At 65.8% G+C, this 22,221-nt stretch carries 22 protein-coding genes; 7 read left to right on the top strand and 15 right to left on the bottom strand.

What is annotated here, in order from left to right:
- Window position 1: 1 nt before the first annotated feature.
- From gcl to ACU18_RS12505, 8 genes are all read right to left on the bottom strand, one after another.
- Window positions 2–1,780 (bottom strand): glyoxylate carboligase, encoded by a 1,779-nt coding sequence (gene gcl / locus ACU18_RS12540; RefSeq protein ID WP_050686011.1) that lies wholly within the window; start codon window positions 1,778–1,780, stop codon window positions 2–4.
- Between the two features lie 131 nt (window positions 1,781–1,911).
- A complete protein-coding gene (locus tag ACU18_RS12535; RefSeq protein ID WP_050686010.1) occupies window positions 1,912–2,790 on the bottom strand; it encodes a 2-hydroxy-3-oxopropionate reductase in 879 nt (292 codons plus the stop codon).
- 110 nt (window positions 2,791–2,900) lie between these two features.
- On the bottom strand, window positions 2,901–3,704 hold the full coding sequence (locus ACU18_RS12530; protein WP_050686009.1) for a hydroxypyruvate isomerase family protein: 804 nt from the start codon (window positions 3,702–3,704) through the stop codon (window positions 2,901–2,903).
- Between the two features lie 180 nt (window positions 3,705–3,884).
- Window positions 3,885–4,127 (bottom strand): hypothetical protein, encoded by a 243-nt coding sequence (locus tag ACU18_RS12525; RefSeq protein ID WP_050686008.1) that lies wholly within the window; start codon window positions 4,125–4,127, stop codon window positions 3,885–3,887.
- 36 nt (window positions 4,128–4,163) lie between these two features.
- Window positions 4,164–5,951: a glycoside hydrolase family 15 protein gene (locus ACU18_RS12520; RefSeq protein WP_050686007.1), complete on the bottom strand. Its 1,788-nt coding sequence runs from the start codon at window positions 5,949–5,951 to the stop codon at window positions 4,164–4,166.
- Window positions 5,948–6,511 (bottom strand): hypothetical protein, encoded by a 564-nt coding sequence (locus ACU18_RS12515; protein WP_050686005.1) that lies wholly within the window; start codon window positions 6,509–6,511, stop codon window positions 5,948–5,950. The genes ACU18_RS12520 and ACU18_RS12515 overlap by 4 nt, the downstream gene beginning before the upstream one ends.
- 147 nt (window positions 6,512–6,658) lie before the next feature.
- On the bottom strand, window positions 6,659–7,246 hold the full coding sequence (locus ACU18_RS12510) for a hypothetical protein (protein WP_050686003.1): 588 nt from the start codon (window positions 7,244–7,246) through the stop codon (window positions 6,659–6,661).
- The gene (locus ACU18_RS12505) at window positions 7,230–7,559 is read right to left on the bottom strand and encodes a hypothetical protein (RefSeq protein WP_157407696.1); all 330 of its coding nucleotides are present in this window, start codon (window positions 7,557–7,559) and stop codon (window positions 7,230–7,232) included. The genes ACU18_RS12510 and ACU18_RS12505 overlap by 17 nt, the downstream gene beginning before the upstream one ends.
- A 320-nt stretch (window positions 7,560–7,879) precedes the next feature.
- Here ACU18_RS12505 and ACU18_RS12500 point away from each other — a divergent pair, with 320 nt between their 5' ends.
- The 5 genes from ACU18_RS12500 to ACU18_RS12480 all read left to right on the top strand — a co-directional run bounded on the left by ACU18_RS12500 (window position 7,880) and on the right by ACU18_RS12480 (window position 12,389).
- Window positions 7,880–8,878, top strand: coding sequence for a LacI family DNA-binding transcriptional regulator (locus tag ACU18_RS12500; RefSeq protein WP_050686001.1), 999 nt, complete (start codon window positions 7,880–7,882; stop codon window positions 8,876–8,878).
- Window positions 8,879–9,185: 307 nt separating this feature from the next.
- Window positions 9,186–10,256 carry a Gfo/Idh/MocA family protein gene (locus tag ACU18_RS12495; protein WP_050686037.1) on the top strand — a complete coding sequence of 357 codons (1,071 nt, stop codon included), beginning with the start codon at window positions 9,186–9,188 and terminating at the stop codon, window positions 10,254–10,256.
- The gene (locus ACU18_RS12490) at window positions 10,256–11,005 is read left to right on the top strand and encodes a ThuA domain-containing protein (protein ID WP_050686000.1); all 750 of its coding nucleotides are present in this window, start codon (window positions 10,256–10,258) and stop codon (window positions 11,003–11,005) included. Before ACU18_RS12495 ends, ACU18_RS12490 begins: the two co-directional genes overlap by 1 nt.
- Before the next feature lie 60 nt (window positions 11,006–11,065).
- Window positions 11,066–11,365 (top strand): putative quinol monooxygenase, encoded by a 300-nt coding sequence (locus tag ACU18_RS12485; protein WP_050685998.1) that lies wholly within the window; start codon window positions 11,066–11,068, stop codon window positions 11,363–11,365.
- A gap of 121 nt (window positions 11,366–11,486) precedes the next feature.
- Window positions 11,487–12,389: a Rieske 2Fe-2S domain-containing protein gene (locus ACU18_RS12480; protein WP_050685996.1), complete on the top strand. Its 903-nt coding sequence runs from the start codon at window positions 11,487–11,489 to the stop codon at window positions 12,387–12,389.
- Between the two features lie 99 nt (window positions 12,390–12,488).
- Here the strand turns inward: ACU18_RS12480 and ACU18_RS12475 are convergent, their stop codons facing one another.
- The 5 genes from ACU18_RS12475 to ACU18_RS12455 form a co-directional block, all read right to left on the bottom strand.
- Complete coding sequence (locus ACU18_RS12475; RefSeq protein WP_050685994.1) at window positions 12,489–14,153, bottom strand: HNH endonuclease signature motif containing protein; 1,665 nt, start codon at window positions 14,151–14,153, stop codon at window positions 12,489–12,491.
- 114 nt (window positions 14,154–14,267) lie between these two features.
- Entirely contained in the window at window positions 14,268–15,590 is a 1,323-nt protein-coding gene (locus tag ACU18_RS12470; RefSeq protein ID WP_050685992.1) for an N-acetylglucosamine-6-phosphate deacetylase, read from the bottom strand.
- Window positions 15,587–16,345 carry a copper homeostasis protein CutC gene (locus tag ACU18_RS12465; RefSeq protein WP_157407694.1) on the bottom strand — a complete coding sequence of 253 codons (759 nt, stop codon included), beginning with the start codon at window positions 16,343–16,345 and terminating at the stop codon, window positions 15,587–15,589. Before ACU18_RS12465 ends, ACU18_RS12470 begins: the two co-directional genes overlap by 4 nt.
- A gap of 2 nt (window positions 16,346–16,347) precedes the next feature.
- Window positions 16,348–17,127 (bottom strand): glucosamine-6-phosphate deaminase, encoded by a 780-nt coding sequence (gene nagB / locus ACU18_RS12460; RefSeq protein WP_050685990.1) that lies wholly within the window; start codon window positions 17,125–17,127, stop codon window positions 16,348–16,350.
- 42 nt (window positions 17,128–17,169) lie between these two features.
- Entirely contained in the window at window positions 17,170–18,420 is a 1,251-nt protein-coding gene (locus ACU18_RS12455) for a PTS transporter subunit EIIC (RefSeq protein ID WP_050685989.1), read from the bottom strand.
- 231 nt (window positions 18,421–18,651) lie between these two features.
- On the opposite strand from ACU18_RS12455, the gene ACU18_RS12450 reads away from it, so the two are divergent.
- Window positions 18,652–18,882, top strand: coding sequence for a glucose PTS transporter subunit EIIB (locus tag ACU18_RS12450; RefSeq protein WP_050685988.1), 231 nt, complete (start codon window positions 18,652–18,654; stop codon window positions 18,880–18,882).
- A complete protein-coding gene (locus ACU18_RS12445; RefSeq protein WP_050685986.1) occupies window positions 18,882–19,340 on the top strand; it encodes a PTS sugar transporter subunit IIA in 459 nt (152 codons plus the stop codon). Before ACU18_RS12450 ends, ACU18_RS12445 begins: the two co-directional genes overlap by 1 nt.
- Before the next feature lie 93 nt (window positions 19,341–19,433).
- Here the strand turns inward: ACU18_RS12445 and ACU18_RS12440 are convergent, their stop codons facing one another.
- Window positions 19,434–20,183, bottom strand: coding sequence for a GntR family transcriptional regulator (locus ACU18_RS12440; RefSeq protein WP_050685984.1), 750 nt, complete (start codon window positions 20,181–20,183; stop codon window positions 19,434–19,436).
- A 298-nt stretch (window positions 20,184–20,481) separates the two neighbouring features.
- Window positions 20,482–21,966: a C4-dicarboxylate transporter DctA gene (dctA, locus tag ACU18_RS12435; RefSeq protein ID WP_050685982.1), complete on the bottom strand. Its 1,485-nt coding sequence runs from the start codon at window positions 21,964–21,966 to the stop codon at window positions 20,482–20,484.
- Window positions 21,967–22,221: the final 255 nt, after the last annotated feature.

Here is a 22,221-nt window from a genome sequence, read left to right as displayed (position 1 = left end):
TTTAGGCCTGCAGTGCCAGGATGGCGGTGGGGGCGTCCGCAGCCGTTTCGGCCAGTTCCTCGAACTCGTTCACGGCGTTGATTTCCACACCCATGGAGATGTTGGTGATCTTTTCCAGGATCACTTCCACCACCACGGGCACCTGGAACTCGCCCATCAGGGCCTTGGCCTTGTCGAACGCCGCCGGCAGGTCTGCCGGGTCCTGTACGCGGACGGCCTTGCAGCCCAGGCCTTCGGCCACCTTGAGGTGGTCCACGCCGTAGCCGTTGGTTTCGGGGGAGTTGATGTTTTCAAACGCCAGGGAGACGTTCTGCTCCATCTTGAAGCCGCGCTGGGACTGGCGGATCAGGCCCAGGTAGGAGTTGTTCACCACCACGTGGATGTACGGGATGTTGAACTGGGCGCCCACGGCGAGTTCTTCGATCATGAACTGGAAGTCGTAGTCGCCGGACAGTGCCACCACCGTCTCGTCGGGCTTGCCGCGCACCACGCCCAGGGCTGCGGGGCCGGTCCAGCCCAGCGGGCCGGCCTGGCCGGCGTTGATCCACTTGCGCGGGCCGAAGACGTGGAGCATCTGCGCGCCGGCGATCTGGGACAGGCCGATGGTGGACACGTACGTGGTGTCGCGGCCAAACGCCTTGTTCATTTCCTCGTAGACGCGCTGCGGCTTGATCGGGATGTTTTCGAAGTGCGTCTTGCGGTGCAGGGAACCCTTGCGCTCCTGGCATTCGGCAACCCAGGCGCTGTAGTCCGGCAGGGACCCTGCGGCCTTGCGCTCCTTGGCGAGCTCAACCAGCCCGGCCAGCGCCGCACCGGCGTCGGACGCGATGCCCAGGTCCGGGGAGAAGACGCGGCCGATCTGGGTGGGCTCGATGTCGATGTGCACAAACGTGCGGCCGGCCGTGTAGGTGTCCAGGCCGCCTGTGTGGCGGTTGGCCCAGCGGTTGCCGATGCCGATCACGAAGTCGCTGCGCAGGTAGTTCTCGTTGCCGTAGCGGTGCGAGGTCTGCAGGCCCACCATGCCGGCCATCAGGGAGTGGTCATCGGCGATGGCGCCCCAGCCCATCAGGGTGGGGATGACGGGAACGTTCAGGGTCTCGGCCAGTTCAACCAACTGGGCGGACGCACCGGCGTTGATGATGCCGCCGCCGGCCACGATCAGCGGGCGCTCGCCGGCCAGGAGCATGGCCAGGGCCTTTTCCAGCTGCTTGCGGCTGGCCTTCGGCTTTTCCACGGGCAGCGGCTCGTAGGTGTCGATGTCGAATTCGATTTCGGCCATCTGCACGTCGATGGGCAGGTCCAGCAGGACCGGGCCCGGGCGGCCTGAGCGCATCAGCTGGAAGGCCTTCTGGAAGGCGCCGGGAACCTGGCCGGGCTCCAGCACGGTCATGGCCATCTTGGTGACGGGCTTGGCGATGGACTCGATGTCCACGGCCTGGAAGTCTTCCTTGTGCAGCTTGGCCACGGGGGCCTGGCCCGTGATGCAGAGCATGGGGATGGAATCTGCCCAGGCGGCGTACAGGCCGGTGATCATGTCGGTGCCGGCGGGGCCGGAGGTACCGATGCAGATGCCGATGTTGCCGTCCTTGGCGCGGGAGTACCCGTCTGCCATGTGGCTGGCGCCTTCGACGTGGCGGGCCAGGGTGTGGCGGATGCCGCCGTGGGCCCGCATGGCGGAGTAGAAGGGGTTGATTGCCGCACCTGGCAGGCCGAACGCCTCGATGGCGCCTTCCTTTTCCAGGATTGCAACCGCTGCATCAACGGTACGCATCTTGCTCATGGTGTGCTCCTTGGGAAACTTTGGGGGCCCTGTGCGGGCTGGTTTTTGGGTGTGGAAGGGGAGCCGGCGTCGGGTGTGTACGACGCCGGGGCTTCCGTTGAGTGCTGTGGAGCGGCTTTCGCCGCGGTGCTTTACTCCCGGCCGGAGAGCTGCAGGACCTGCTTGAAGAGGCCGGAGTGGTCCAGTGCGCCATCACCCTGGTTGACGGTGGCGGCGACGAGCTGGGCGACGACGGCGCCGAGGGGGACGGCGACGTTGGCTTCGCGGGCGGCGGAGGTGACGATGCCCAGGTCCTTGTGGTGCAGTGCAAGACGGAAGCCGGGGTCGAAGTTGCGGTCCAGCATCTTCTGGCCCTTCTGGTCCAGGACCTTGGAGCCGGCAAGCCCGCCGCCGAGGACCTTCAGGGCGGCGTCGGTGTCCACGCCGTAAGCCTCAAGGAAGGCGATGGCTTCGCCGAGGACCTGGATGTTGACCGCGACGATCAGCTGGTTGGCTGCCTTGACGGTCTGGCCGGAGCCCGAGGGGCCCACGTGGACGATGGTTTTTCCCACTGCCGTCAGGACGTCCTGTGCGGCGTCGAAGTCTGCCTTTTCGCCGCCCACCATGATGGACAGGGCGGCGTCGATGGCGCCCTGTTCGCCGCCGGAGACCGGTGCGTCGAGGGGGCGGATGCCGGCTGCTGCGGCGTCCTCGGCGAGGCGCTTGGCCACGTCCGGGCGGATGCTGGACGCGTCGATCCAGAGGGCACCCTGCTTGGCGTTGGCGAACACGCCGTCCTTGCCGCTGACGACGCCCTCAACATCGGGGGAGTCCGGCACCATGGTGATAACGACGTCGGCCGCCTTGACCGCGTCCGCGATGCTGGTGGCGCCCTGGCCGCCTTCGGAGACGAGCTTGTCGATCTTGTCCTGGCTGCGGTTGAAGCCGGTGACGGTGTGGCCGGCCTTGACCAGGTTGATGGCCATGGGCAGGCCCATGATTCCGAGTCCGATGACTGCAACGTTGCTCATGAGGTTCTCTTTCTAAAAAGTCTGCGGGTGGGATACCCAACTAGGTCGCAGTTGTTGTCGTTATGAGGGTTCAAAACGACAACAACTGCCAGTCAGTTGGGCGGGTGGGCTCAGGAAGCGGTGGCGCGGTCCCGGATGGCCCAGCTGAACGCAGTTTCCTGCGGTTCCTTGTACTCGAGGCCGATGTGGCCCTCGTAGCCGAGTTCGCGGCTGCGGGCGATCCATTCACCCAGCGGGAGGTTGCCGGTGCCGGGGGCGCCGCGGCCGGGGTTGTCGGCGATCTGGATGTGGCCGAAGTCCTTGGCGTGGTTTTCGATGACGGCTGCGACGTCATCACCGTTGACGGCCAGGTGGTAGAAGTCGGCCAGGAGCTTGATGTTGGTGGCTCCGGACTCATCCTTGACGCGGGCGATCACCTTGAGGGCGTCTGCGGCGGTCAGGAGCGGGTACTTAGCAGCGCCGCTGACGGGTTCCAGGAGGACTGTGCCGCCGATGCGGGCGACGCCGGCGGCCGCGGCTGCCAGGTTCTTTGCGGCCAGTTCGTCCTGCTCTTCAGGGGTGAATTCGTCCTGGCGGTTGCCGTAGAGGGCATTGAAGCCCTTGCAGCCCAGGCGCTCGCCGATGCCGGTCACGGCGTCGATGTTGTCCTTGAATTCGGAGCAGCGGCCCTTCCAGGAAACCAGTCCGCGGTCGCCGCCCGGCATGTTGCCGGCGTTGAAGTTCAGGCCTGTGAGCTGGACGCCGGCATCCTTGATGGCGTTCTCGAACCGGGTGGTCTCGGCGTCTGAAGGGACGGAGGAGTCGAAGGGCCACCAGAACTCGACGGCGTCGAAGCCGGCTGCCTTGGCTGCGGCCGGGCGCTCGAGCAGGGGCAGCTCCGTGAGGAGGATGGAGCAGTTCACTGTGTACGTCATCGTAGGTCCTTCCAAGGAGGGGCGTTGATCCATCTTCCTATGCTTCTTTGGCTATCAACCGTTTCCGCTTTGTGGAATTTAGATTCTGCTTTATGAAAAGTGTAGGGAAGGAGGGGGTGTCGAGTCAAGGGGCGGGCCGGCTTCCGCTTCGGGCGCTTAAACCGAAGGGCCCGCCTTCCGTTACGGGAAAGCGGGCCCTCGGCCTTCTACGGCCTTCTGGATGGCCCCGGTATCCAGCTTGACGCCGTCACCATTGGCTTTGTACGCCGGATGCGCCACTTCGTTGCGGTGCCGTGTGGGCGTCGTGGTCACCGTGACGGGGAGTGCACTTGGCATTTTCCCCTGCGGTGCCGAGTGGCTTGCCGTCAGGTAGACGCGGTACTCCACCACGTCGTCGTGGATATCCGGGTTGTTCAGTACCAAAAACGTGCTGTCCGCGCCGTTGGGGAGTGGCGGGACCTAGTCCGGGACTGGCCCGTCCAACGTTATGGCTGCATTGATCAGGGCCAGGTGGCTGAGGGCTTGCGGGAGGTTCCCCAGCGCCGATCCGTCAGCGGGGTCGAACATTTCAGCCAGGATTCCGACGTCGTTCGCGGTGCCCGCCAGTTCAGCCATCCTGGCCCGGGCCTCGTTGGTCCGGCCGCAGAAGTGCAGGGCGGAGACCATCCAGTAGGAACAGGCGACGAACGTTCCTTCCTCCTTCTCTGCGCCGGAAAAGCGGTACAGGTGCGGGCCTGCGGAAAGTTCGCGGTCCAACGCATCAATGGTTGCGCTCATGCGTGTTCCACGGTCAAACCCGCTGATCGCATGGAGCAGGACTGACGCATCCAGTTGCGTTGACCCCGGATACCAGGCGTAGGCCTGCAGCTCTTCCGACCAGCAGTTTTCCTCTACCCATGCCCGGATCCGTTCAGCTTCCGCACGCCACCGGGAGGGGTCGCCCGGGATCTGGCCCAACTCAGCGAGATGGACTGCCTGCTGCAGGGCATGCCAGCACCCCATCTTCGAGCTGGTGTAATTTTGCGGTTCGGTAAGCTCCCACATCCCGGCATCGCGCCGCTGCCATGCATCGCAGGCGGAATCGGCGATGGTGGCCAATGTCCTGCCTGTGGCGGCGTCCAGGACATTGCCGTGGTCCACGTACAGCGTGACAATACTGAAGACGTCGCTAAAGACGCCCAGCTGCAGCTGGCCAGAAGCCCTGTTGCCGGTCACGACAGGGCCGATGCCGCGCCAGCCGGGAACGTCGTAATTGGCCACATCGTCAATACAGGCAGAGCCGTCCAGGCGATACATCACGGCAGGATAATCATTGTTGTTTCGGATGGTCCTGAGCATCCATGACATGGCGGCATGGGTCTCCTCACGCAGGCCAAAGCGGAACAACGCCGTAAGGCTGTAGGCCGTGTCGCGGACCCACGCGTAGCGGTAGTCCCAGTTCTTGCCGCCGTCCAGGCTTTCGGGCACGGAGGTGGTGCCCGCAGCGGCAACCGAACCTTCGTCGCCCATGATCAGGAGCTTCAAGGTGAGCACGCTCCGGTGTACCTGGGCTGCGAACCCGCCCTCGTAGTTAAAGGAGGAGCTCCACCGCTGCCACTTTTCTATGGTCCTGTCGATCCCCTCGTCCACAGTCTCCGGGGCGGGAATAAGGAGGGGTTCGCCCTCCGTGGCGACCAGGCCAAAAATCGCCCGGGAACCGGCGGTGGCCGTGTAGTCAATCGTGATGCTTTTATCATCCCAGCCCACGGTGTCCTCGCCTGCGGACCGGACCGCCATGGTGAGTCCATCGAGCCGGAGGACCACCCCGTGGACAGTGTCCTGGATCCACGGCGACACCCGGCCCAGGCAAGTTCCGGGCCTGGCCACTGCCCGCATGGGCACCTCGCCGTCCAGGCCCTCGATGCGGCGGCCAAGCTCAGACCAGGGCAACCGTCCTGCGATCCCCGTGTTCAGCGAATCGGTGACACGCACCCGGCCCCTGGCCGTGGTGAACGTTGTCACCAGGACATTGGTCCGGCCCAGGTAGCTGCGCTCCGTGGTGAAGGGCTCCGTGGGCTGAAGCTGCAGATATCCGCCGCCGGCAGCGTCCAGCAGGGCGGCGAACGGGATGACCGAGTCCAGGCCCGGCAAGGGAAGCCAGTCGATCCGGCCATCGGCCGCCACCAGCCCTATGGTGCGGCCATCGCCGATGGCGGCGTAGCTTCGCAGGTCTGCGTACCCGTTTTGGTCCCGGACATACTGGGTCATGCGGCATCGCTTTCGTTGGAGCGGGCAGCGGATGCTATTGCCGCAGAAAGCAGGTCCAGGTTTTCGGGTGTGCCCGCAATCTCCAGCCGGCCCTTGTCTGTGGCCGCCATGACTGCCAGCACGCTGCGGTCAGTGATGTACTTGCGGTCCTGCCCGGTGGTCTCGCGCCGCTGGGCTGCCAGTTCCAGGACGCGCAGCTTCACGGGCCGCCCGGAGGGCTCTGCTGTGTCGTACACCGCTGGTTGAAACACCGTTTCTCCGGGCCCGGCGGTGGTAACCACCATGTTCCAGATGCTGGATAAGGAGCCGGGCCGGGAATCGGGGTAGCGGATCCACAGGAGGAGTTTTCCATCGGCAGCGAGTTTGGCTCCGGTTTTGCGCATCCGCTTCTGCTGCAGGTACATGCCGCCGGCCATGAACAAGGCGTAGAACGTTGAATTGAAAAGCGCATCATCAAGCCTGCGGTGCACAGCCACGTTGACGCCCATCATGAGCAGCCACACGGCCAGGAAAACCAGGACCGCGGCTCGGGTGGGGTGTTCCCTGATCCACTTCCTCATCGGTCCACCCTAGACCGGCGCGGGTCAGGGGGCCATCAATGGATGCCGGTGCGGGAAAACGGCCGGAAGAACCCCGACGGCGGCGGGCGGCCTGACGGAGTTAGGCTGATCCGGCGCGGGGACTGAACATGCCGCGGGCCAGTCACGCTAGAAGGGCAGCTCGCCGTGCTGCAGCGGAACGATCAGGAGCCCGGTGATCAGACCGGCCGCGTTGAAAGCCACCCGGCCCACCCACTGCCCGGCTTCGCAGTCGATCATTGTGTGTCCCACCAGTGTGCCTGTCGCTTCCTCGCCGGGGGACAGGGAGCTGCCGTCTGGAAGCTCGACGCCGGTCCCGTGGAAGGACACGAGGTTACCGGTGTCTGCCACAGCCTGCGCCCACGTGCCCAGGACCCGGCCGCGTGTCAGTACCGCAGCGGCATCGTCGGTCAGCATCGGCGCCAGCGATCCGTAGTCGCCGCTGTCCACCAGCCGGAAGACCTGCTCCGTCCGTGCCGCCACATCCATGGCCTTCATTCCCGCCTGCATGGTTTCTCCCGTCCTGGGGTCCCTGGCCGAACCGAACCGCTTAAATGCCGCCTGCCGGCTCATGCCGAGCACGCCGCCGATCTCTGCCCACGTATAGTCCCGACGGGCAGTGTCCACGGCTTCCCGCAGATCCCGCCGGGCAATATCCAGTTGGTCCCGTGCAGCTGCCACGGCGGCCAGACCGGAGGGGTCATCCGTCGCGTCCATGGCTCCCTGACCGTCCTGCTTTGGCGGCTGTCCATGCTGCCGGGAAGACGGCGCCGGCCATGATGAAGGCAGGAGCCCACCACGCAGCATTTCCGTCGCCCGTCCTGAAGAATACGAAGCCCAGGGCCACGGCAGCCGCGGCGGCGGCAGCATATACGGCCGGTTGGACGTAGCCCCGGCGCGGTGTGGTGTACGAGCCGAAAAACAGCATGACCCAGAGCGATAGCGCCCAGACTGCCCCCATCAGGAAACCCGGCCATCCCGCCCCCGTCAGGAGCCCTACGGCAACGGCCACCGCGACTGCTACGAGCAAGGATACGAGTAGGTTGCGCATACTCAAGGATGTCCGGCGTCGTCCGCTTTTGTCAACCAAAAGTTGACGTTTGAATCAGTGGCGGCGCTGGCTGCCGGGCCTCTCCGGGGGTGCCCTGGCCGCTCCGGGCGCACCGCCGGCCGCTGTCTTCGGTGGGAAGGCCTGCGGCTGTGATTTGTGGTGTTTGCGGTGATGCCCACCGCCGGCTGCAGGTCCCGGATTGTAGGCTTTCCCGCGGCGGCTATGCTGAGGAACGCCGTAAGGCAGGGCGGGACGTGGCGGCAAGGACCATCGTTACTGGTCGCGGAAGGACAAACCGAATGGCTCGAGCGACAGTCCAGGACGTCGCCAAAACGGCGGGTGTGTCCGTTGGCACGGTGTCCCGGGTCCTGAATGGGAGTCCGGCTGTCAGTGCGGCAAGCAGGGAAAAGGTCAATGAGGCAATCCGCCGGCTCAGCTACCGGCCGCTTGCCTCAGCCCGCGACCTCCGCAGGGACCGGACCATGCGTGTTTTGGCGCTGGCCAAGAACCTGGAGTCCCTGGTGGTCAGTGAAGTCTTCCGCGGGGTGGGGGATGCGGCGGCTGACTCGGGCTACGTCAGCCTGATCGCTGCGACTGCCGGCGACCTGGAGCGGGAGCAGCAATTGGTGGACATGCTCCGGAACGGGTCCGTGGATGGGATGGTTTTGTTTTCGCCCACCATGCCGGACGAGGATGTTGACGCGGTGGCCGGGCAGTTGAGTGTTGTCCAGGTCTGCGAAATCGTCGACGCCGACGCGGCGTTCGGCGTTTCCATTGACGACCGCCAGGCCGCATATGACATAACGCGCCACCTGATCGACACCGGCGGGCGAAGGCTGGCCATGATCGCGCACCGGAGTGCCCGTTCAGGCCGGCTGCGCGAGGCCGGATTCCGGCAGGCCGTTGCCGACGCCGGCCTGCCGTCAGGGCGGGTGCTGTCAGGTGAAGGCGGTTTTGGCTTCCACGCCGGCCGCAGGCTGGCCAGGGAGCTGCTGGCGGCTGGGGATCTTCCGGATGCGGTGTTTTGCGGCACCGACATTGCGGCGGCCGGCTGCGTCCGTGAACTTACGGACGCCGGGCTCCGGGTGCCGCACGACATCGCCGTTGCGGGTTTTGATGACTCGGCCCAGGCGGAGATGTGTGTCCCGGAACTGACAACCGTGCGGCAGCCTGCTTACGAGATGGGCCGGGTGGCTTTCGCGGAACTCCTGGAGCGGATGACCGTGCCCGGCGCGCACCGCCGTGGCCGGGTGTTCCTTCCCCATGAGCTTGTGGTGCGGGATTCGACGAAGGGCTAAGGGGGTTGACAGTCCCACGAGTCCGCTGCCAGACTTGTTTGGAATCGATTCCACGGGTTGGAGTCGATATTTTGGAAGATCTTTGGAATCGATTCCAACCCTCTGGGACCGTCCCAAATTTCCCGCGACCCGAATACAGCGCGACCCGATAGAAGAGGAACCAAGTGTGAGCAACCAACAGCCCACCGGACAGCAACCCACCGGACAGCAGCCCACCAGTCAGCCCGGACAGCACCCCACCAGTCAGCAGCCCGGACAGCGGCCTGCCGGACAGCAGGCGCCTGACCCGAAGGAGCATGGTGGAGAACTGAGGGTGGGTGTTGTTGGCATCGGTTGGGCCGGGCAGCAGCACCTGGCTGCTTACAGCCGGATGGACGGCGTCCGCATAGTGTCGCTGGCAGGGATGGAGAAGGACCTCCGTGACTCGCTGCAGGCTGAATACTCGATCCCCAGCGCATTCGACGGCTGGGAGGAGATGCTCCAGCATGGCGGCCTGGACGCGATCAGTGTTGCGGTACCCACCTTCCTGCACGCCCCCATCTCCATCGCGGCCCTTGAGCAGGGCCTGCATGTGTTGAGCGAAAAGCCGTTGGCCCGTAACGCCGTCGAAGGCCGGGCCATGGTGGACGCTGCCCGCAAGGCCGGGCGGGTCCTGGACGTCGCCTTCAACCACAGGCGCCGCGGCGATATCCAGGCGCTGAAGCAAATAATCGACGACGGCGGTGTGGGCCGCCCGTACTACGCCAAGGCATCATGGCTGCGCCGGGCCGGCATCCCGATGATGGGAAGCTGGTTCACCAACCCTGAGCTTGCAGGAGGCGGGCCGCTTGCCGACATCGGAGTCCATGCCCTCGACTATGCCCTGCACCTTCTGGGCGAACCCAAAGTGGTGGCGGTGTCCGCCACAACCCATTCCGAGCTTGGGCCACGGGGGCGGGGCGGGAACAACCGTTACTCCGCCATGGCAGCCAGCCATCCTTTTGAGGTGGAGGACTTCGCCTCGGCGTTCCTCCGCCTGGAGGGCGGTGCGACGCTGCTGCTCGAAGCCGGCTGGGCCAGTTACCGGGAAGTGGAGGACCTGCTGGATTTCACGGTCTACGGAACCGACGGCGGCGCTGAGCTCAAGGTTCAGGGCGCACCAATGGCTGCCGTGGGTGAGCTGAAGGTTTTCACGGACAAGGACGGCGAAAATGCCGACTACGTACCGCCCGCCGTGCCGGGCCGGGCACACCAGGCGGTGGTGGAGGACTTTGTGGCCGCAGTCCGCGGCGGGGCGGAAGTTTGGGGACGGCACGACGGATCCCTGGCCCTCTCCCGCGCCCACATCATCGACGCCTGCTACCAATCGGCGCAGGAGCAAAAGGAGGTTCGTCTCTGATGAACGACAAGCTGAGAATCCGCGTCTGGAACGAAGGCGTCCACGAGGCCCGCAACGAGCCCGCCCACATTGGGGAAATCTACCCTGACGGCATCCACGGTGCCATCGCAGCGGGGCTCCGCTCCTTCTACCCGGAGTCGGAAATCTCCACGGCGGTCCTCGCTACCGACGACGAACATGGCCTCGATGAAGAAACCCTCGCCGAGACGGATGTGCTGCTCTGGTGGGGCCACGTGGCGCACGGCCAGGTGAGCGAGGCCGTCGTCGAACGCGTCCACCGGCACGTCCTGGGCGGAATGGGGCTTATTGTGCTCCATTCGGGGCACTTCGCCAAGATATTCACCAAGCTGCTGGGCACCAGTTGCTCCCTGGCCTGGCGGAATGACGGCGAGCGTGAACTGGTGTGGACCGTCAAACCGTCGCACCCCATTGCAGAGGGCGTGGACAGCCCTATCGTTATCCCGGAGCAGGAGATGTACGGCGAGCTGTTTGATATCCCTGACCCCGACGACCTGATCTTCATCAGCTCGTTCGCCGGCGGCGAGGTGTTCCGCTCCGGCGTTACGTTCACGCGCGGCAAGGGGCGGATTTTCTATTTCAGCCCCGGCGACCAGGAATACCCGGTCTACCACCACCCGCAGATCCAGCGGGTCCTGGCGAACGGTGTGGGCTGGGCGGCCCAGCCGGAGCTTCGCCGCTCGGTCCCTGCCGTCAGCAACCCGGCCCGGGGCTGGTTCGAGCAAGCCTAGGCGCGGCGCTGCTGATCGGGGCTGGGCCTTCCTGTCGCTGCCGTGCGGCAGACTGTTCCCATGACCTTTGCAAACGTGGGAACGCTCGGAACCAAGCCAGGCCATCAGGACGCCCTGGTTGCCATCCTTACCCGTCCGTCCGCTGGCCTTTCGGTGGCCGGCTGCCTGCAGTACGAGGTGGGCGTCAACCCCGATGTGCCGGACACCGTGTTCGTCAGCGAACTCTGGGAATCTGCTGAAGCGCACCAGGCATCACTGCAGTTGGACAGTGTCCAGGCCGCGATTGCAGAAGCCAGGCCGCTGCTTTCCGGGGAGATGGGCGGATTCCGCTTCAACGTCGTTGGATCGCCACTGCGCTAGGTGTCCTTGGCCATGGAACTGCGCAGGGCCCAAAGTTCCCGCTGGTGCCGAAGAATTTTACCGGTGCCAAAGTTTCCTGCGGATCCCGTCTGTCGGCCGCAAAACGGGGTACGGGGCGGGTATGATGCCGCTGCCTGCACTGGAACTTGTCGCCCGCCTTGAGGACGCTGCCTGGCTGGACCCGGTGTCCAAGAAGGTCAGGAAAGTGGTGAAGACCGTTATCCGGCCCCGCTGGGCCCGCGACGTCCTGCATGGCGTTCCTGTGGGGCACCCCGTGCACCCGCTGGCGGTGCAGGTGCCCATGGGTGCCTGGATCTCGGCGGCCGTCCTGGACGCCCTGCCGGGAAATGAACGGGCGTCGGCAGTCCTGGTCGGCGTCGGAGCGCTGAGCGCAGTGCCGGCAGCGGTGGCCGGTTTTACCGACTGGTCCGAACTGCATCCCCAGCAGCAGCGGGTGGGACTGGTCCATGCCGCAGCCAATATTGCCGCAACGACGATTTACGCCGCGTCCTTGGTCCAGCGTGCCCGCGGGCGGCAGGGCAGCGGCAAAGCGCTGGCCTATCTCGGGCTCGGCACCATAAGCGCAGGCGGCTTCCTGGGCGGTCACCTTACGTACCGGCAAGCTGCCGGCGTGAACCACAGCGAGGAAATCCCGCACCGGTTCCCGCAGGGCTGGCACAAGCTGGCACCACTGGCGGACCTGCCGGATGGCAAACTTACCAAACGCGATGTGGCTGGGATCCCCTTGCTGGTGCACCGCGAGGGGAACCGCATCAACGTGCTGTCCGATGTGTGCAGCCACTTGTCCGGTCCGCTGCATGAAGGCAAACTGAAGGCCGCTGCCGAAATTCCGGGCGGCACCGCCGGGGACAACCAGCCTTGTGTGGTGTGTCCTTGGCACAAGAGCACTTTCGCGCTGCGGACGGGGGAGGTCCTGTCCGGGCCTGCAACTGCACGCCAGCCGCTGTTCAGCTCCCGGATCACCGACGGGCTTGTGGAAGTTTGCCTGCCGGGCGCCGACTAAGCCTGGGTCGCTGGGTCGCTGGGTCGTGGGTACTGGGTCCTGGGGGCGGGGGACTGAGGTGTGGGTCGTGGGTCTACGTTTGACCGGGCCGCCGGCCCATCAGCCGGATAGGTGCAGTACCAGCGCTTCTTCGAAGGGGCTTCGATCGCCGGGCAGCAGCCCGGGTGGCCATTCGGGAGGCTCCCAGTCCTGCTGCTCACTCTTGTACTGCCTGCCCGAGGGGGAAATCCAGCCGGGCGGCTCATCTTTGGTGGCCGCAGTGGGCCGCCAGGCGCTGTTGTGTTTCAGCCGGTGGTGTTTGCGGCAGGGCTGGCCCAGGTTGCTGATGCCGGTGGTCCCTCCGTTGTGCCAGGACAGGAGATGATCGGCCTCGTTGTCCAGGGATGGGTTGCTGCACCCTGGAAACGGGCATTTTCCATCCCGTAAGCGCAGCCACCGCTTCATGGCTTCCGTGAGGCGGTAGCTTTTCCTTCCAATCTCCAGCGGTGCGCCGTTGCGGGGGTCGATCAGTACGCGATAAAACGAGCTGGCGCCCTCCGCCACCAACTTCCGTGCCATCGACGCCGGGATCGGCCCATAGCCATCCAGTATTGCGGGTTCATCGCCGACGCCCAGCAAAGAGAACACCGGCACGGTGACCAGCACCTGCGCCGCAGGCACGGGAACTTCACTCAGGTCCCGGAAACCGGCGGTGCCGTCAGGAATGACGTCGTTGACGTGATCGCCAGGGAGCCCTTGGACGTCGTTGACAGCGCCGCGAACCTCCTGTTCCCTGAAACCGCCAGCGCTTTCCTCAAAGTCCCCGGCTTGGGAGGCCTTGCTGGCTCCATTGCCCAAAAGCGCGGCCGCGAAGATGTCGGCCTTGAGCTGGGTAAGGGTCCGCTGTTCGTTCGGCCCCTGGGTTCCCCTGGCGAGCGAGGTGGTCCGGTTGCAGATGGCCGACGCGGCCGTAGCGGGAAGGAATCCGGAGACCCAGGCCATGCCGTCCCGGTCAGGCGAAAATTCGATGCGGCGGTCCGCGAATCCCTTGGCGTGGCGGGTTTCCAGTGATTCCGGGTGGTGCCGTTCGCGCCATCTCCGGACTTTCTGCCGGAACCTGCCCGGGACCAGCTCTCCGGCGGGGCAGCCCCTGGCCGGATCGGTATCGTCAGGGTCCAGGAAATGGGAGGTCAGCTCTGCTGCGGCCTCGGCGTCGAGTCCGTCGGTCTCGTCCGCAATGATGCGGGCGTGCTGCCACGACATCCGTCCCGAAGCGAGTTCGGCCATAGCCAGCGGCAGCGTGCACAGCTGGCGTGCTGAAGCGATCAACGCTCCGGCCGCAGCCGCGCTCACGGTGAGGACCCCTGCCACTTCCTCCACCACGGACATCCCCCGGAAGGTCCGGGTCTGGGCTGAAGCGTCAGGAGGGGTCATGGCCAATTGGAGTTCGGCGCACTCGGCGGCGTCACGGGCTTTGATCGCCGCGAGCATTGCCTCCAACCTGGAAACTTCCGCAAGCCGGTCGAGGCGGACATCGTAGGCGCGCTGGAGCAGATCGGTCCCAGCGTCGACAGCGCTGTTCTTCGAAGCATCGGGATGAGCCGCGCTCAAACCGGCCGCGTTCAAATCGCCCGCGCTGACACCGTCCGCAGCCCAACTGCCAGCAGCGGAGGCTTCCAGGGCAAGGCCCGAAGTGCCCGGATCGGAGCGGAACAGCTCAGCCAGGACGCTAATGGAGGCGTGAACCGCTTCCATTGCTGCTGCCTGCCGGGTGCTGTTTCCCATACCAATATCATCCATCGGGGGTCTGACATTTTAGGCTGCGATGCTTGCGGCTGGGCGAAATCGGTAACCGGCACCGCCAGACAGACGCCCGCACGTGGCTGGACCCTGATCGCATCACTGCAGCTGAGTGACCCATTTACCGCGCCGCAGCACACCCGCCAGCGTAAGATCCGGGTCGACCACCAGGACATCGGCAGCCATCGCGGGACGCAGCCCGCCCACGTGTGCCGAGACCCCCAGAACATCAGCCGGAACAACTGTCGCGGCGGTGACCGCGTCCTGCAGCGGGATGCCCGCGGCAACTGTCGACCGGACCACGTCCAGCAAGGTGGACGTGCCACCGGCGATGGCGCCGGTAGTGTCCACTCGCGCCACGCCTTGCTGCACGGTTACAGCCAGCGGCCCCAGTTTGTACTGGCCGTCCTGCAGCCCGGTGGCCGCCATCGAATCGGTGACCAGGGCAATGTTGCGGGCTCCCACCAGGTCGAAAACCAGTTTCACAGTTTCGGGCGCCAGGTGGACCCCGTCCGCAATGAGTTCCACCACGGCTTCACCTGCGCGTGCGGCGCCCAAACTGGCCGAGACAGGTCCGGGGGACCGGTGATGCAGGCTGGGCATGGCGTTGAACAGGTGCGTCACGGTGGGCCGCAACCGGCCTGACGGCGGAGCGGAACCGGCAGGGTCACCCAACCCGAACAGCTCAGCAGACCCGGCCGATCCGAGTACCCCGGCGCCGCCCATGGACGCGGCAGCCCCAGCGAGCCCGGCGAACTCAGCCAGCCCGGCAGCAGCCTGTTTCAGGAACTCCGCCGCCACGGTATTGTCCGCCGCCGTGTGGCCCAGCGAAGGGATCACCCCGTGCCGCGTCAGCAACTCCACCACGCCCGCCATGCCGGGAAGCTCAGCAGCGAGGGTCATGGACGCCAGCGTGGGTCCGGCCGCCGTCATCATGGCGGCCAGCAGGTCCAGGTCCGGTTCCAGCAGCAACGCCGGATCATGAGCGCCGCACTGCCCGGACGAGAGGAACGGTCCCTCCAGATGCGACCCGGCAATCAGCCCGTCAGCCGCCAGTTGCCGCAGTACTTCAAGGTTCCGGAGCGTCTGCGCCGGTGGTCCCGTCACCACACTGGCCAGGAGCGTGGTGGTGCCCCTGCTGTGCAAGTACCGGGCAGCGGCCGTGGCGCCTTCCGCCGAACCGTCAGCAAAGTCCGCCCCCAGTGCGCCGTGGCAGTGCAGGTCCACCAGGCCCGGCAGCAGGATGCGGTCAGGCCGGGCGGGCCCGCTTTCGCCGGGAAAGCCCGACGCCGGCCCTGCGAAGGTGATCACGCCGCCCGCCACTGCGATGATCCCGTCAGCCACGTCCAGGTCCGCGGAGACGATGCGGCCGCGAAGGACCAGCCCATTGCCACTGGTTGCTGTGGCGCCTGAAGTGTTCATGCGGGAAGTGCTCCTGTGGTCAAAGCCGCTGAAATGCCGGCTGCGAGTTGCGGGTCGGGCTGGCTGGTGCGGCCCGGGCCGGAGGTTGTCCGTGGCCGGGCCGAGGTGTGAACGGCATGCACACCACTATGGAGGAGGGCGGGGATCAACCCAAGGCCCACACCGCCCCCTGCCATGATCTGGACAGAAGGGGCGTGCGTCCGTCCGAGTTCCACTAGTCGGGCCAGCATGGGCAGGCCCGCGGCGCAGTCTGCACCGCCGCCGCTGGTCAACACCCGGTTGACGCCTGCCTGCTCGAGCCTGGCCAGGGATTCCGCCGGATCGGCGCCGCCTGCCAAGGCGGCGTCGAACGCCCGGTGGAACGTGATCTCCGCAGCCGGGTCCCGCTCCCGCACCAGCTCCACAATCCGGCGGATGGCACCTACGTCCGGTCCGCCGTCGGCCGCGAGGATTCCCACCACCACACCGGCGGCGCCAGCGGCTAAAGCGGCGACGACGTCGCGCTCAACAACCTCCAGCTCGTCCGGCGAGTACGTGAAGTTGCCCGTCCGCGGCCGCACCAGGACGTGGACCGGGACCCCCGCTGCGCACGCCTGGGCCACGGCGCCAATGCTGGGCGTGACCCCCTCGGTCTCCGCCAGCGCAGCGCACAGCTCCACACGGGCCGCGCCCACGGCTGCGGCCAGGCGAACCCCGGCCAGGCCCTCGACGGCGAGTTCCAGCGCAGGCGTCCGGGCTGGAGGAACGGCTGGCATGCTCAGAGTCCCTGCCAGGCCGGCTTGCGGCTGAACGTGTCCCGGTAATAGTCCTGGTGCGTGAGCTTCGACGCCGCGGCCTCATCCACCAGCACGGTGACGTGCGGGTGCAGTTGCAGGACGGACGCCGGGCAAATGGCGGCCAGCGGCCCCTCCACAGCAGCGGCGATCGCGTCCGCCTTGGCCGCACCCATGGCGAGCAGAAGCAGGTGCCGCGCCTGCCCGATGGTGCCCAGCCCCTGCGTCAGGACATGGTCCGGAACGTCCTGCTCCCGGTCGAAGAACCTGGCGTTGTCCTTCCGGGTCTGCCGGGTCAGGGTCTTGATCCTGGTCCGGGACGCCAGGGAGGACATGGGCTCGTTAAAGCCAACGTGCCCGTCCGTTCCGATGCCCAGGATCTGGATGTCCACCCCGCCGGCAGCGGCGATGCGTTCCTCGTACTGCGCAGCCTCGGCTTGCGGATCCTGCGCCATGCCGTCCAGTCCGTGCACGGCGCCGGCGGCGAAGTCCACACTGTCAGTGAACTCGTCCCGGATGACCGAATGATAGGACTGCGGATGCGCAGCAGGCAGGCCAACGTATTCGTCCAGGAGGAACGCCTGGGCCTGGCCAAAGCCGAGGCCGCTGTTCCGGTGCCGCTCAATGAGCTCCTGGTACGTGCCCAGCGGGGTGGACCCGGTGGCGAGGCCCAGGACGGCCGGGCCGCGCCGGACGTACTGTTCGATGGCATCGGCGGCCTTGCGGGCCACCTCGGCGGGGGAAGGGAGGATGACGATTTCCATGCGGGAAAGCTGCTTTCGTGTGGAGTGGATAAGGATGGGGCGTTACTTGGCGGCTTCGGTCTCCACGGAGACCTCGTCATCTTCCCGGCCGGGGGTGCGCAGGTTCCAGCGCTTGATGACGAACGAGAAGAGGAAGTAGTAAATCACTGCGTAACCCAGGCCGATGGGGATCAGCAGCCAGCCGTTCTCGGACTTGCCGAAGTTGAGGACAAAGTCGATGAGCCCGGCGGAGAACGTAAACCCGTGATGGATGTCCAGGGCATTCACCAGCGCCATGGATGTGCCGGTGAGGACAGCGTGCACGATGTAGAGGGGGAAGGCGACAAACATAAAGGAGTATTCGAGCGGTTCGGTGATGCCGGTGAAGAATGCGGTGAGGGCCGTGGAAAGCATGATGCCGCCGACGATCTTCTTCTGGGAAGGCTTGGCGTGGCGCCAGATGGCAAGTGCGGCGGCGGGCAGGCCGAACATCATGATGGGGAAGAACCCGGTCATAAAGACTCCCGCCGTGGGGTCGCCTGCAAAGAAGCGGTTCAGGTCGCCGCGGACCAGCTGGCCGGAGGCGTCCGTGTAGTCGCCGATCAGGAACCAGAGTCCCGAGTTGAGGATATGGTGCAGGCCGGCCGGCAGCAGCATGCGGTTGGCGAAGCCATAGATCCCGCCGCCGAGTTCAGGGTTTCCGGCAACGGCTTCGCCTGCCGCGGAGAGCCCCGAGTTGAAGATGGGGTACACCAAAGCCAGCGCGACGCCGACCACCAGGCTGGTGATGGACGTCAGGATGGGAACCAGCCGGCGGCCGCTGAAGAAGCCCAGGAAGTCCGGCAGTTTGGTCCGGTAGAACCGCTGCCACAGCATGGCGGACAGCAGGCCCACCACGATGCCGGCCAGGACGCCGTAGTTGATCATGGAAGGTTTGCCGCCGGCGTCCACCTGGCCGGCCAGGACCAGCGGGGACATCGCCTTGAAGACGCCGTCGATCACCATGTAGCCCACAACGGCGGCCAGGGCGGTGGAACCGTCTGACTTCTTGGCCCAGCCGATGGCGATGCCAACGGCGAAAATCAGCGGGAGCCAGGTGAAGACGGCGTTGCCCGCGGAGGAGATAACGGCGGCGCCGCCCTCGAACCCTGGGATGGCGCCGAGCAGGTCGGGTTGTCCGATGCGCAGCAGGAGCCCGGCGGCAGGCAGGACCGCGATGGGAAGCATCAGGCAGCGTCCCAGGCGCTGGAGGACGGCGAAGGCCCGGTTCGGCTTCTTCTCTGGAGCCTGGGCGGTGGTCTCGGATGTTGACATGGTGGCACCTCTGCGGGTTCGGGTGGGGGCTTGTGGAGAGACGGTTCCAGCCGGTACTGTCTGGTTATGACCAGTTCAGTGTGATTCATCCCACGGGACCCTGTCAAGGAGGCCCTGAAGTCCGTCGGCGAGGAGGCTCACCAGCGGACGGGGCGCCATAATTGGTCGCATCAGGGCCGCCGGTCCGGTGTTGAGAACGTGCTCCAACGGGCACCGTCAGAAAGGGCAGCCATGTCCAAAGCAGAGAAAATCATTGAAGGCCTGGGCGGCGCCGCCAACATCCTTGAGGTGGAGGCCTGCATCACCCGGCTGCGGACCGAGGTCAAGGATGTGTCGCTGGTCAGCGAGGCATCGTTGAAGGCTGCCGGCGCCCATGGCGTGCTGACCGCCGGCACCGCGGTGCAGGTCATCGTGGGCCCCGAGGCGGACAACCTCGCAGAAGACATCGAGGACCTGCTCTAGTGGCAGGCACCCTCACCGTCCTCGCTCCCATCAGCGGCGCCGTCGTCCCCCTCACCGAGGTGCCGGACCCGGTATTCGCCGGCCAGATGGTGGGTTCCGGCGCCGCCGTCGAGCCGCCTGCAGGAGCAGCGTTCGACGTCGTATCCCCGGTTGCGGGAAAAGTGGTCAAGCTCCTGCCGCACGCCTTTGTGGTGGTGGCGGAGTCAGGGCAGGGCGTCCTGACCCACGTGGGGATCGACACCGTCAAGCTCAAGGGCGACGGCTTCACGCTGCATATTGCCCAGGGCGATACCGTTGCGGCCGGTGCCGCCGTGATGCGCGTGGATCCCACCGCAGCCCTGGCCGCCGGCTACTCGTTGGTGAGTCCCGTTGTGGTGCTGGACACCAAGCCGGACACCGCGACTCTCGTGGCGGGCGGCGCAGTAGCTTCGGGGGAAGCGCTGTTTACCCTCGGCTGATCGGCTGACTGGCTGATCGGCTGATTGACTGATTGGCTGGCCGGCTGATCGGCGTGCCGGGGCGGGTTGCGACGCAACCTGCCCCGGCGCTGCCTAAAGCCGGACTTCCATGTTCAGGGAGTAGCGGTCGGAACGGTACCAGGAGCGGGAGTGCTCGATGGCCAGGGGCCCGGACCACGAAACCCTGTCGAAAGCCAGAACGGGAGCGCCGGTGCCGGTGCCCAGGAGGGCGGAGATGTCCGGCGGTGCGCCCTCGGCCCTGACGCTTTGCCGGGCCCTGTCGATCTGGTGGCCGAACTGCGCAGCGAGTGCCTTGTAGACCGAGCCTGTCAGGTCGATGTCCAGCAGCCCGGGAGCGTGTTCGGGGTTGTACCAGGCATCGTCCACGCTGACCGGGCGGCCATCGGCCAGGCGGAGGCGGCGCAGGTGGAAGGCGGCGGATCCAGTGGCCAGGCTGAGTTCCTCTGCCGTATCAGCAGGTACGGGTGCGCTCTCGGCCACCAGCACCACCGTGCTGGGAATGTGCCCCATGGCTTCCATTTCCTGCGTGAATGAGGCCAGGTGGAGGGTGGACTGGACCGGCGAGTCCGCCACGAACGTGCCCTTGGCCGGCACCCGGACCAGATGGCCTTCATGCACCAGCCTGCCGATGGCCGCGCGGACCGTGATCCGGCTGACCCCGTAGGAATCCATCAGGGTCCGCTCGCTGGGCAGGCGGGCCCCGGGCTCCAGTTCGTCCTTGGCCAGTTTGAGGATGATCAGCCGCAACTGCTCATGCTTGGGGACCTGCGAGTTGTTAATGTGGGCGCTCGCCGCCTGTGCACTGCTCCCGGATGTAGCCAAGTCGGTCCCTCGTTTGTGGAGCGGTCCGGTAAGGACCACTACCTCGGATTATTCCACAAGGGGCAGTCCCGGGCGCGGACCGGGCGGCGGGTGCCGTGGAAAGGCACTACGTGACGGGGCGCAGCCAGCACAAACGAAAGGCGGGCAGCCGGCACAGCCGGGGCGCAGCCAGCACAAACGAAACGCGGGCAGCCGGCACAGCCGGGACGCAGCCGGCACAAACGAAAGGCGGGCAGGGCCGCGAAGGCCCCGCCCGCCGTCGGCCGCTCAACAAAGGCCGACCCAGTGGTCCGCTGTCCTACTCGGGGGTGCGTGCGTCCGAGCGGGCAGCCTTGCTCATCTGGAACTGCGGGATCTCACCCGGGTGCGGGCCGCCGCGGAACTTAGGCGAGGGATCCTGCCCTTCGCTGAGCCGCTGGAGTTCCTGGCCCTCGAAGTCCTCCTCCTTGCCCAGCATGATGGCGGAATCGTGGTTGGTGATCTCGCCCTTGAAGGCGCGCAGCATTACGCTGCGGTCAAACTGGCCTTCCCACTTGGAGACGATGAACGTGGCCACGCAGTTGCCCAGGAGGTTGACCACCACCCGCATGGAGTCCATCAGCCGGTCCGCGCCCAGGAGCAGGGCAACGCCGGCCACCGGGAAGATGCCGAGTGCTGCCGCGGTGGCGGACAGGGCCAGGAAGGAGGAACCGGGAACCCCGGCCATTCCCTTGGAGGTCAGCAGGAGGACGCCGAGGGCAGCCAGTTGCTGGCCAAGGTCCAGGTTGTGGCCGAAGGCCTGCGCCAGGAACAGCAGGGAGATGGACAGGTAGATGGCGGCGCCGTCGAGGTTGAAGGAGTAGCCCGTGGGGACCACCAGGCCTGTGGTGGCTCGGGAGCAGCCGGCGTTGGTCAGCTTGGTCATGATCCGCGGCATCACCGCCTCGGTGGATGCTGTGCCCAGAGCCAGGAGGAATTCCTCCCGCGTGTATTTGAGGAAGTGCCACAGCGGGACGCGGGCAAAGCTCCACGCCACCAGGAAAAGCAGGCCAATGAAGATGATGGCCGCGCCGTAGCAGGCAGCAATCAGCTTGGCGTACGTGCTGAGCGTGCCCAGGCCGTACTGGCCGATGATAAAGGCCATGGCGCCGAATGCGCCGATGGGTGCCACCTTCATGATCCAGGACATGATCTTGAAGATGAGTTCCAGGACCGTTTCCATCAGGCTGATCACGGGCATGCACCGCTGGCGGCCAATCACCACGATGGCTGCGCCAAAGAACACGGAGAAAAACAGCACCTGCAGGAGGCTGTTGCTGGCAAAGGCGCCGATGACGCTGGCCGGAATGACATCCAGGATGAAGGAAGCGGCGTCCTTGGATTCCGCCGAGCCCGTCTTGGCGTCCAGGTCCGCCTGCGACAGTGTTGATGGATCGATGTTCAGGCCGGCGCCGGGCTGCACGATATTGCCAACGATCAGCCCGAAGACCAGTGCAAAAAGAGTTGCTGCTGTGAAGTAGACAAGGGCCTTGACGCCCACCCGTCCTACCGCCTTGACGTCGCCTACGGCTGAAATTCCGGTAACGATCACCAGGAAGATCAGCGGCGCGATGATCATCTTGATCAACTTGATGAAGCCATCTCCGAGGGGCCTCAGCTGGGAGCCAAGGTCCGGCCAGAAATGTCCGATGAGGACACCTGCCACGACGGCGATCAGGATCTGGAAGAAAAGCGACTTATACAGCCGCTTCTTCTTCGCGGGCACCGAACTCGCCTTCAGTGCCTCAGGGTTGGGGATCTTCATTGACCTTTGCCTATCAAATCGGGAACGGCCGGCGGGAGCGTGGCCTTGCCCAAAAGTAACCCCGATCACATACTTTCCACAAGGGGAAAATGCATTTCCATATTATGGAAGTCTAAAAACCAATTGTGACTGTGGGGGGGCAGCCTGGGCCCTCGTGGAGCTGACCGGCGCAGACGTTGCCGAAGAGCCGGTAGTGCCACAAAGGAGGCCGGGATTCCCGTGCCGCGATTTGCAAAAAAAGGGGCAGGGGCCGCC

Origin of the sequence: Arthrobacter sp. ZBG10, from assembly GCF_001238605.1 — a bacterium.
GTDB lineage: Bacteria > Actinomycetota > Actinomycetes > Actinomycetales > Micrococcaceae > Arthrobacter.
This window is presented reverse-complemented; position numbering and strand designations above follow the sequence as displayed.

Excerpts from the sequence above, each read along its gene's own strand:
- ACU18_RS12480 (WP_050685996.1), top strand. The coding sequence starts at position 11,487 with ATGATGCCGCTGCCTGCACTGGAACTTGTCGCCCGCCTTGAGGACGCT.
- ACU18_RS12490 (WP_050686000.1), top strand. The coding sequence starts at position 10,256 with ATGAACGACAAGCTGAGAATCCGCGTCTGGAACGAAGGCGTCCACGAG.
- ACU18_RS12475 (WP_050685994.1), bottom strand. The coding sequence starts at position 14,153 with ATGGGAAACAGCACCCGGCAGGCAGCAGCAATGGAAGCGGTTCACGCC.
- ACU18_RS12530 (WP_050686009.1), bottom strand. The coding sequence starts at position 3,704 with ATGACGTACACAGTGAACTGCTCCATCCTCCTCACGGAGCTGCCCCTG.
- dctA (WP_050685982.1), bottom strand. The coding sequence starts at position 21,966 with ATGAAGATCCCCAACCCTGAGGCACTGAAGGCGAGTTCGGTGCCCGCG.
- ACU18_RS12500 (WP_050686001.1), top strand. The coding sequence starts at position 7,880 with ATGGCTCGAGCGACAGTCCAGGACGTCGCCAAAACGGCGGGTGTGTCC.
- ACU18_RS12465 (WP_157407694.1), bottom strand. The coding sequence starts at position 16,345 with ATGCCAGCCGTTCCTCCAGCCCGGACGCCTGCGCTGGAACTCGCCGTC.
- ACU18_RS12520 (WP_050686007.1), bottom strand. The coding sequence starts at position 5,951 with ATGACCCAGTATGTCCGGGACCAAAACGGGTACGCAGACCTGCGAAGC.
- ACU18_RS12510 (WP_050686003.1), bottom strand. The coding sequence starts at position 7,246 with ATGGACGCGACGGATGACCCCTCCGGTCTGGCCGCCGTGGCAGCTGCA.
- ACU18_RS12515 (WP_050686005.1), bottom strand. The coding sequence starts at position 6,511 with ATGAGGAAGTGGATCAGGGAACACCCCACCCGAGCCGCGGTCCTGGTT.
- ACU18_RS12535 (WP_050686010.1), bottom strand. The coding sequence starts at position 2,790 with ATGAGCAACGTTGCAGTCATCGGACTCGGAATCATGGGCCTGCCCATG.
- ACU18_RS12455 (WP_050685989.1), bottom strand. The coding sequence starts at position 18,420 with ATGTCAACATCCGAGACCACCGCCCAGGCTCCAGAGAAGAAGCCGAAC.
- ACU18_RS12485 (WP_050685998.1), top strand. The coding sequence starts at position 11,066 with ATGACCTTTGCAAACGTGGGAACGCTCGGAACCAAGCCAGGCCATCAG.
- ACU18_RS12470 (WP_050685992.1), bottom strand. The coding sequence starts at position 15,590 with ATGAACACTTCAGGCGCCACAGCAACCAGTGGCAATGGGCTGGTCCTT.
- gcl (WP_050686011.1), bottom strand. The coding sequence starts at position 1,780 with ATGAGCAAGATGCGTACCGTTGATGCAGCGGTTGCAATCCTGGAAAAG.
- ACU18_RS12450 (WP_050685988.1), top strand. The coding sequence starts at position 18,652 with ATGTCCAAAGCAGAGAAAATCATTGAAGGCCTGGGCGGCGCCGCCAAC.
- nagB (WP_050685990.1), bottom strand. The coding sequence starts at position 17,127 with ATGGAAATCGTCATCCTCCCTTCCCCCGCCGAGGTGGCCCGCAAGGCC.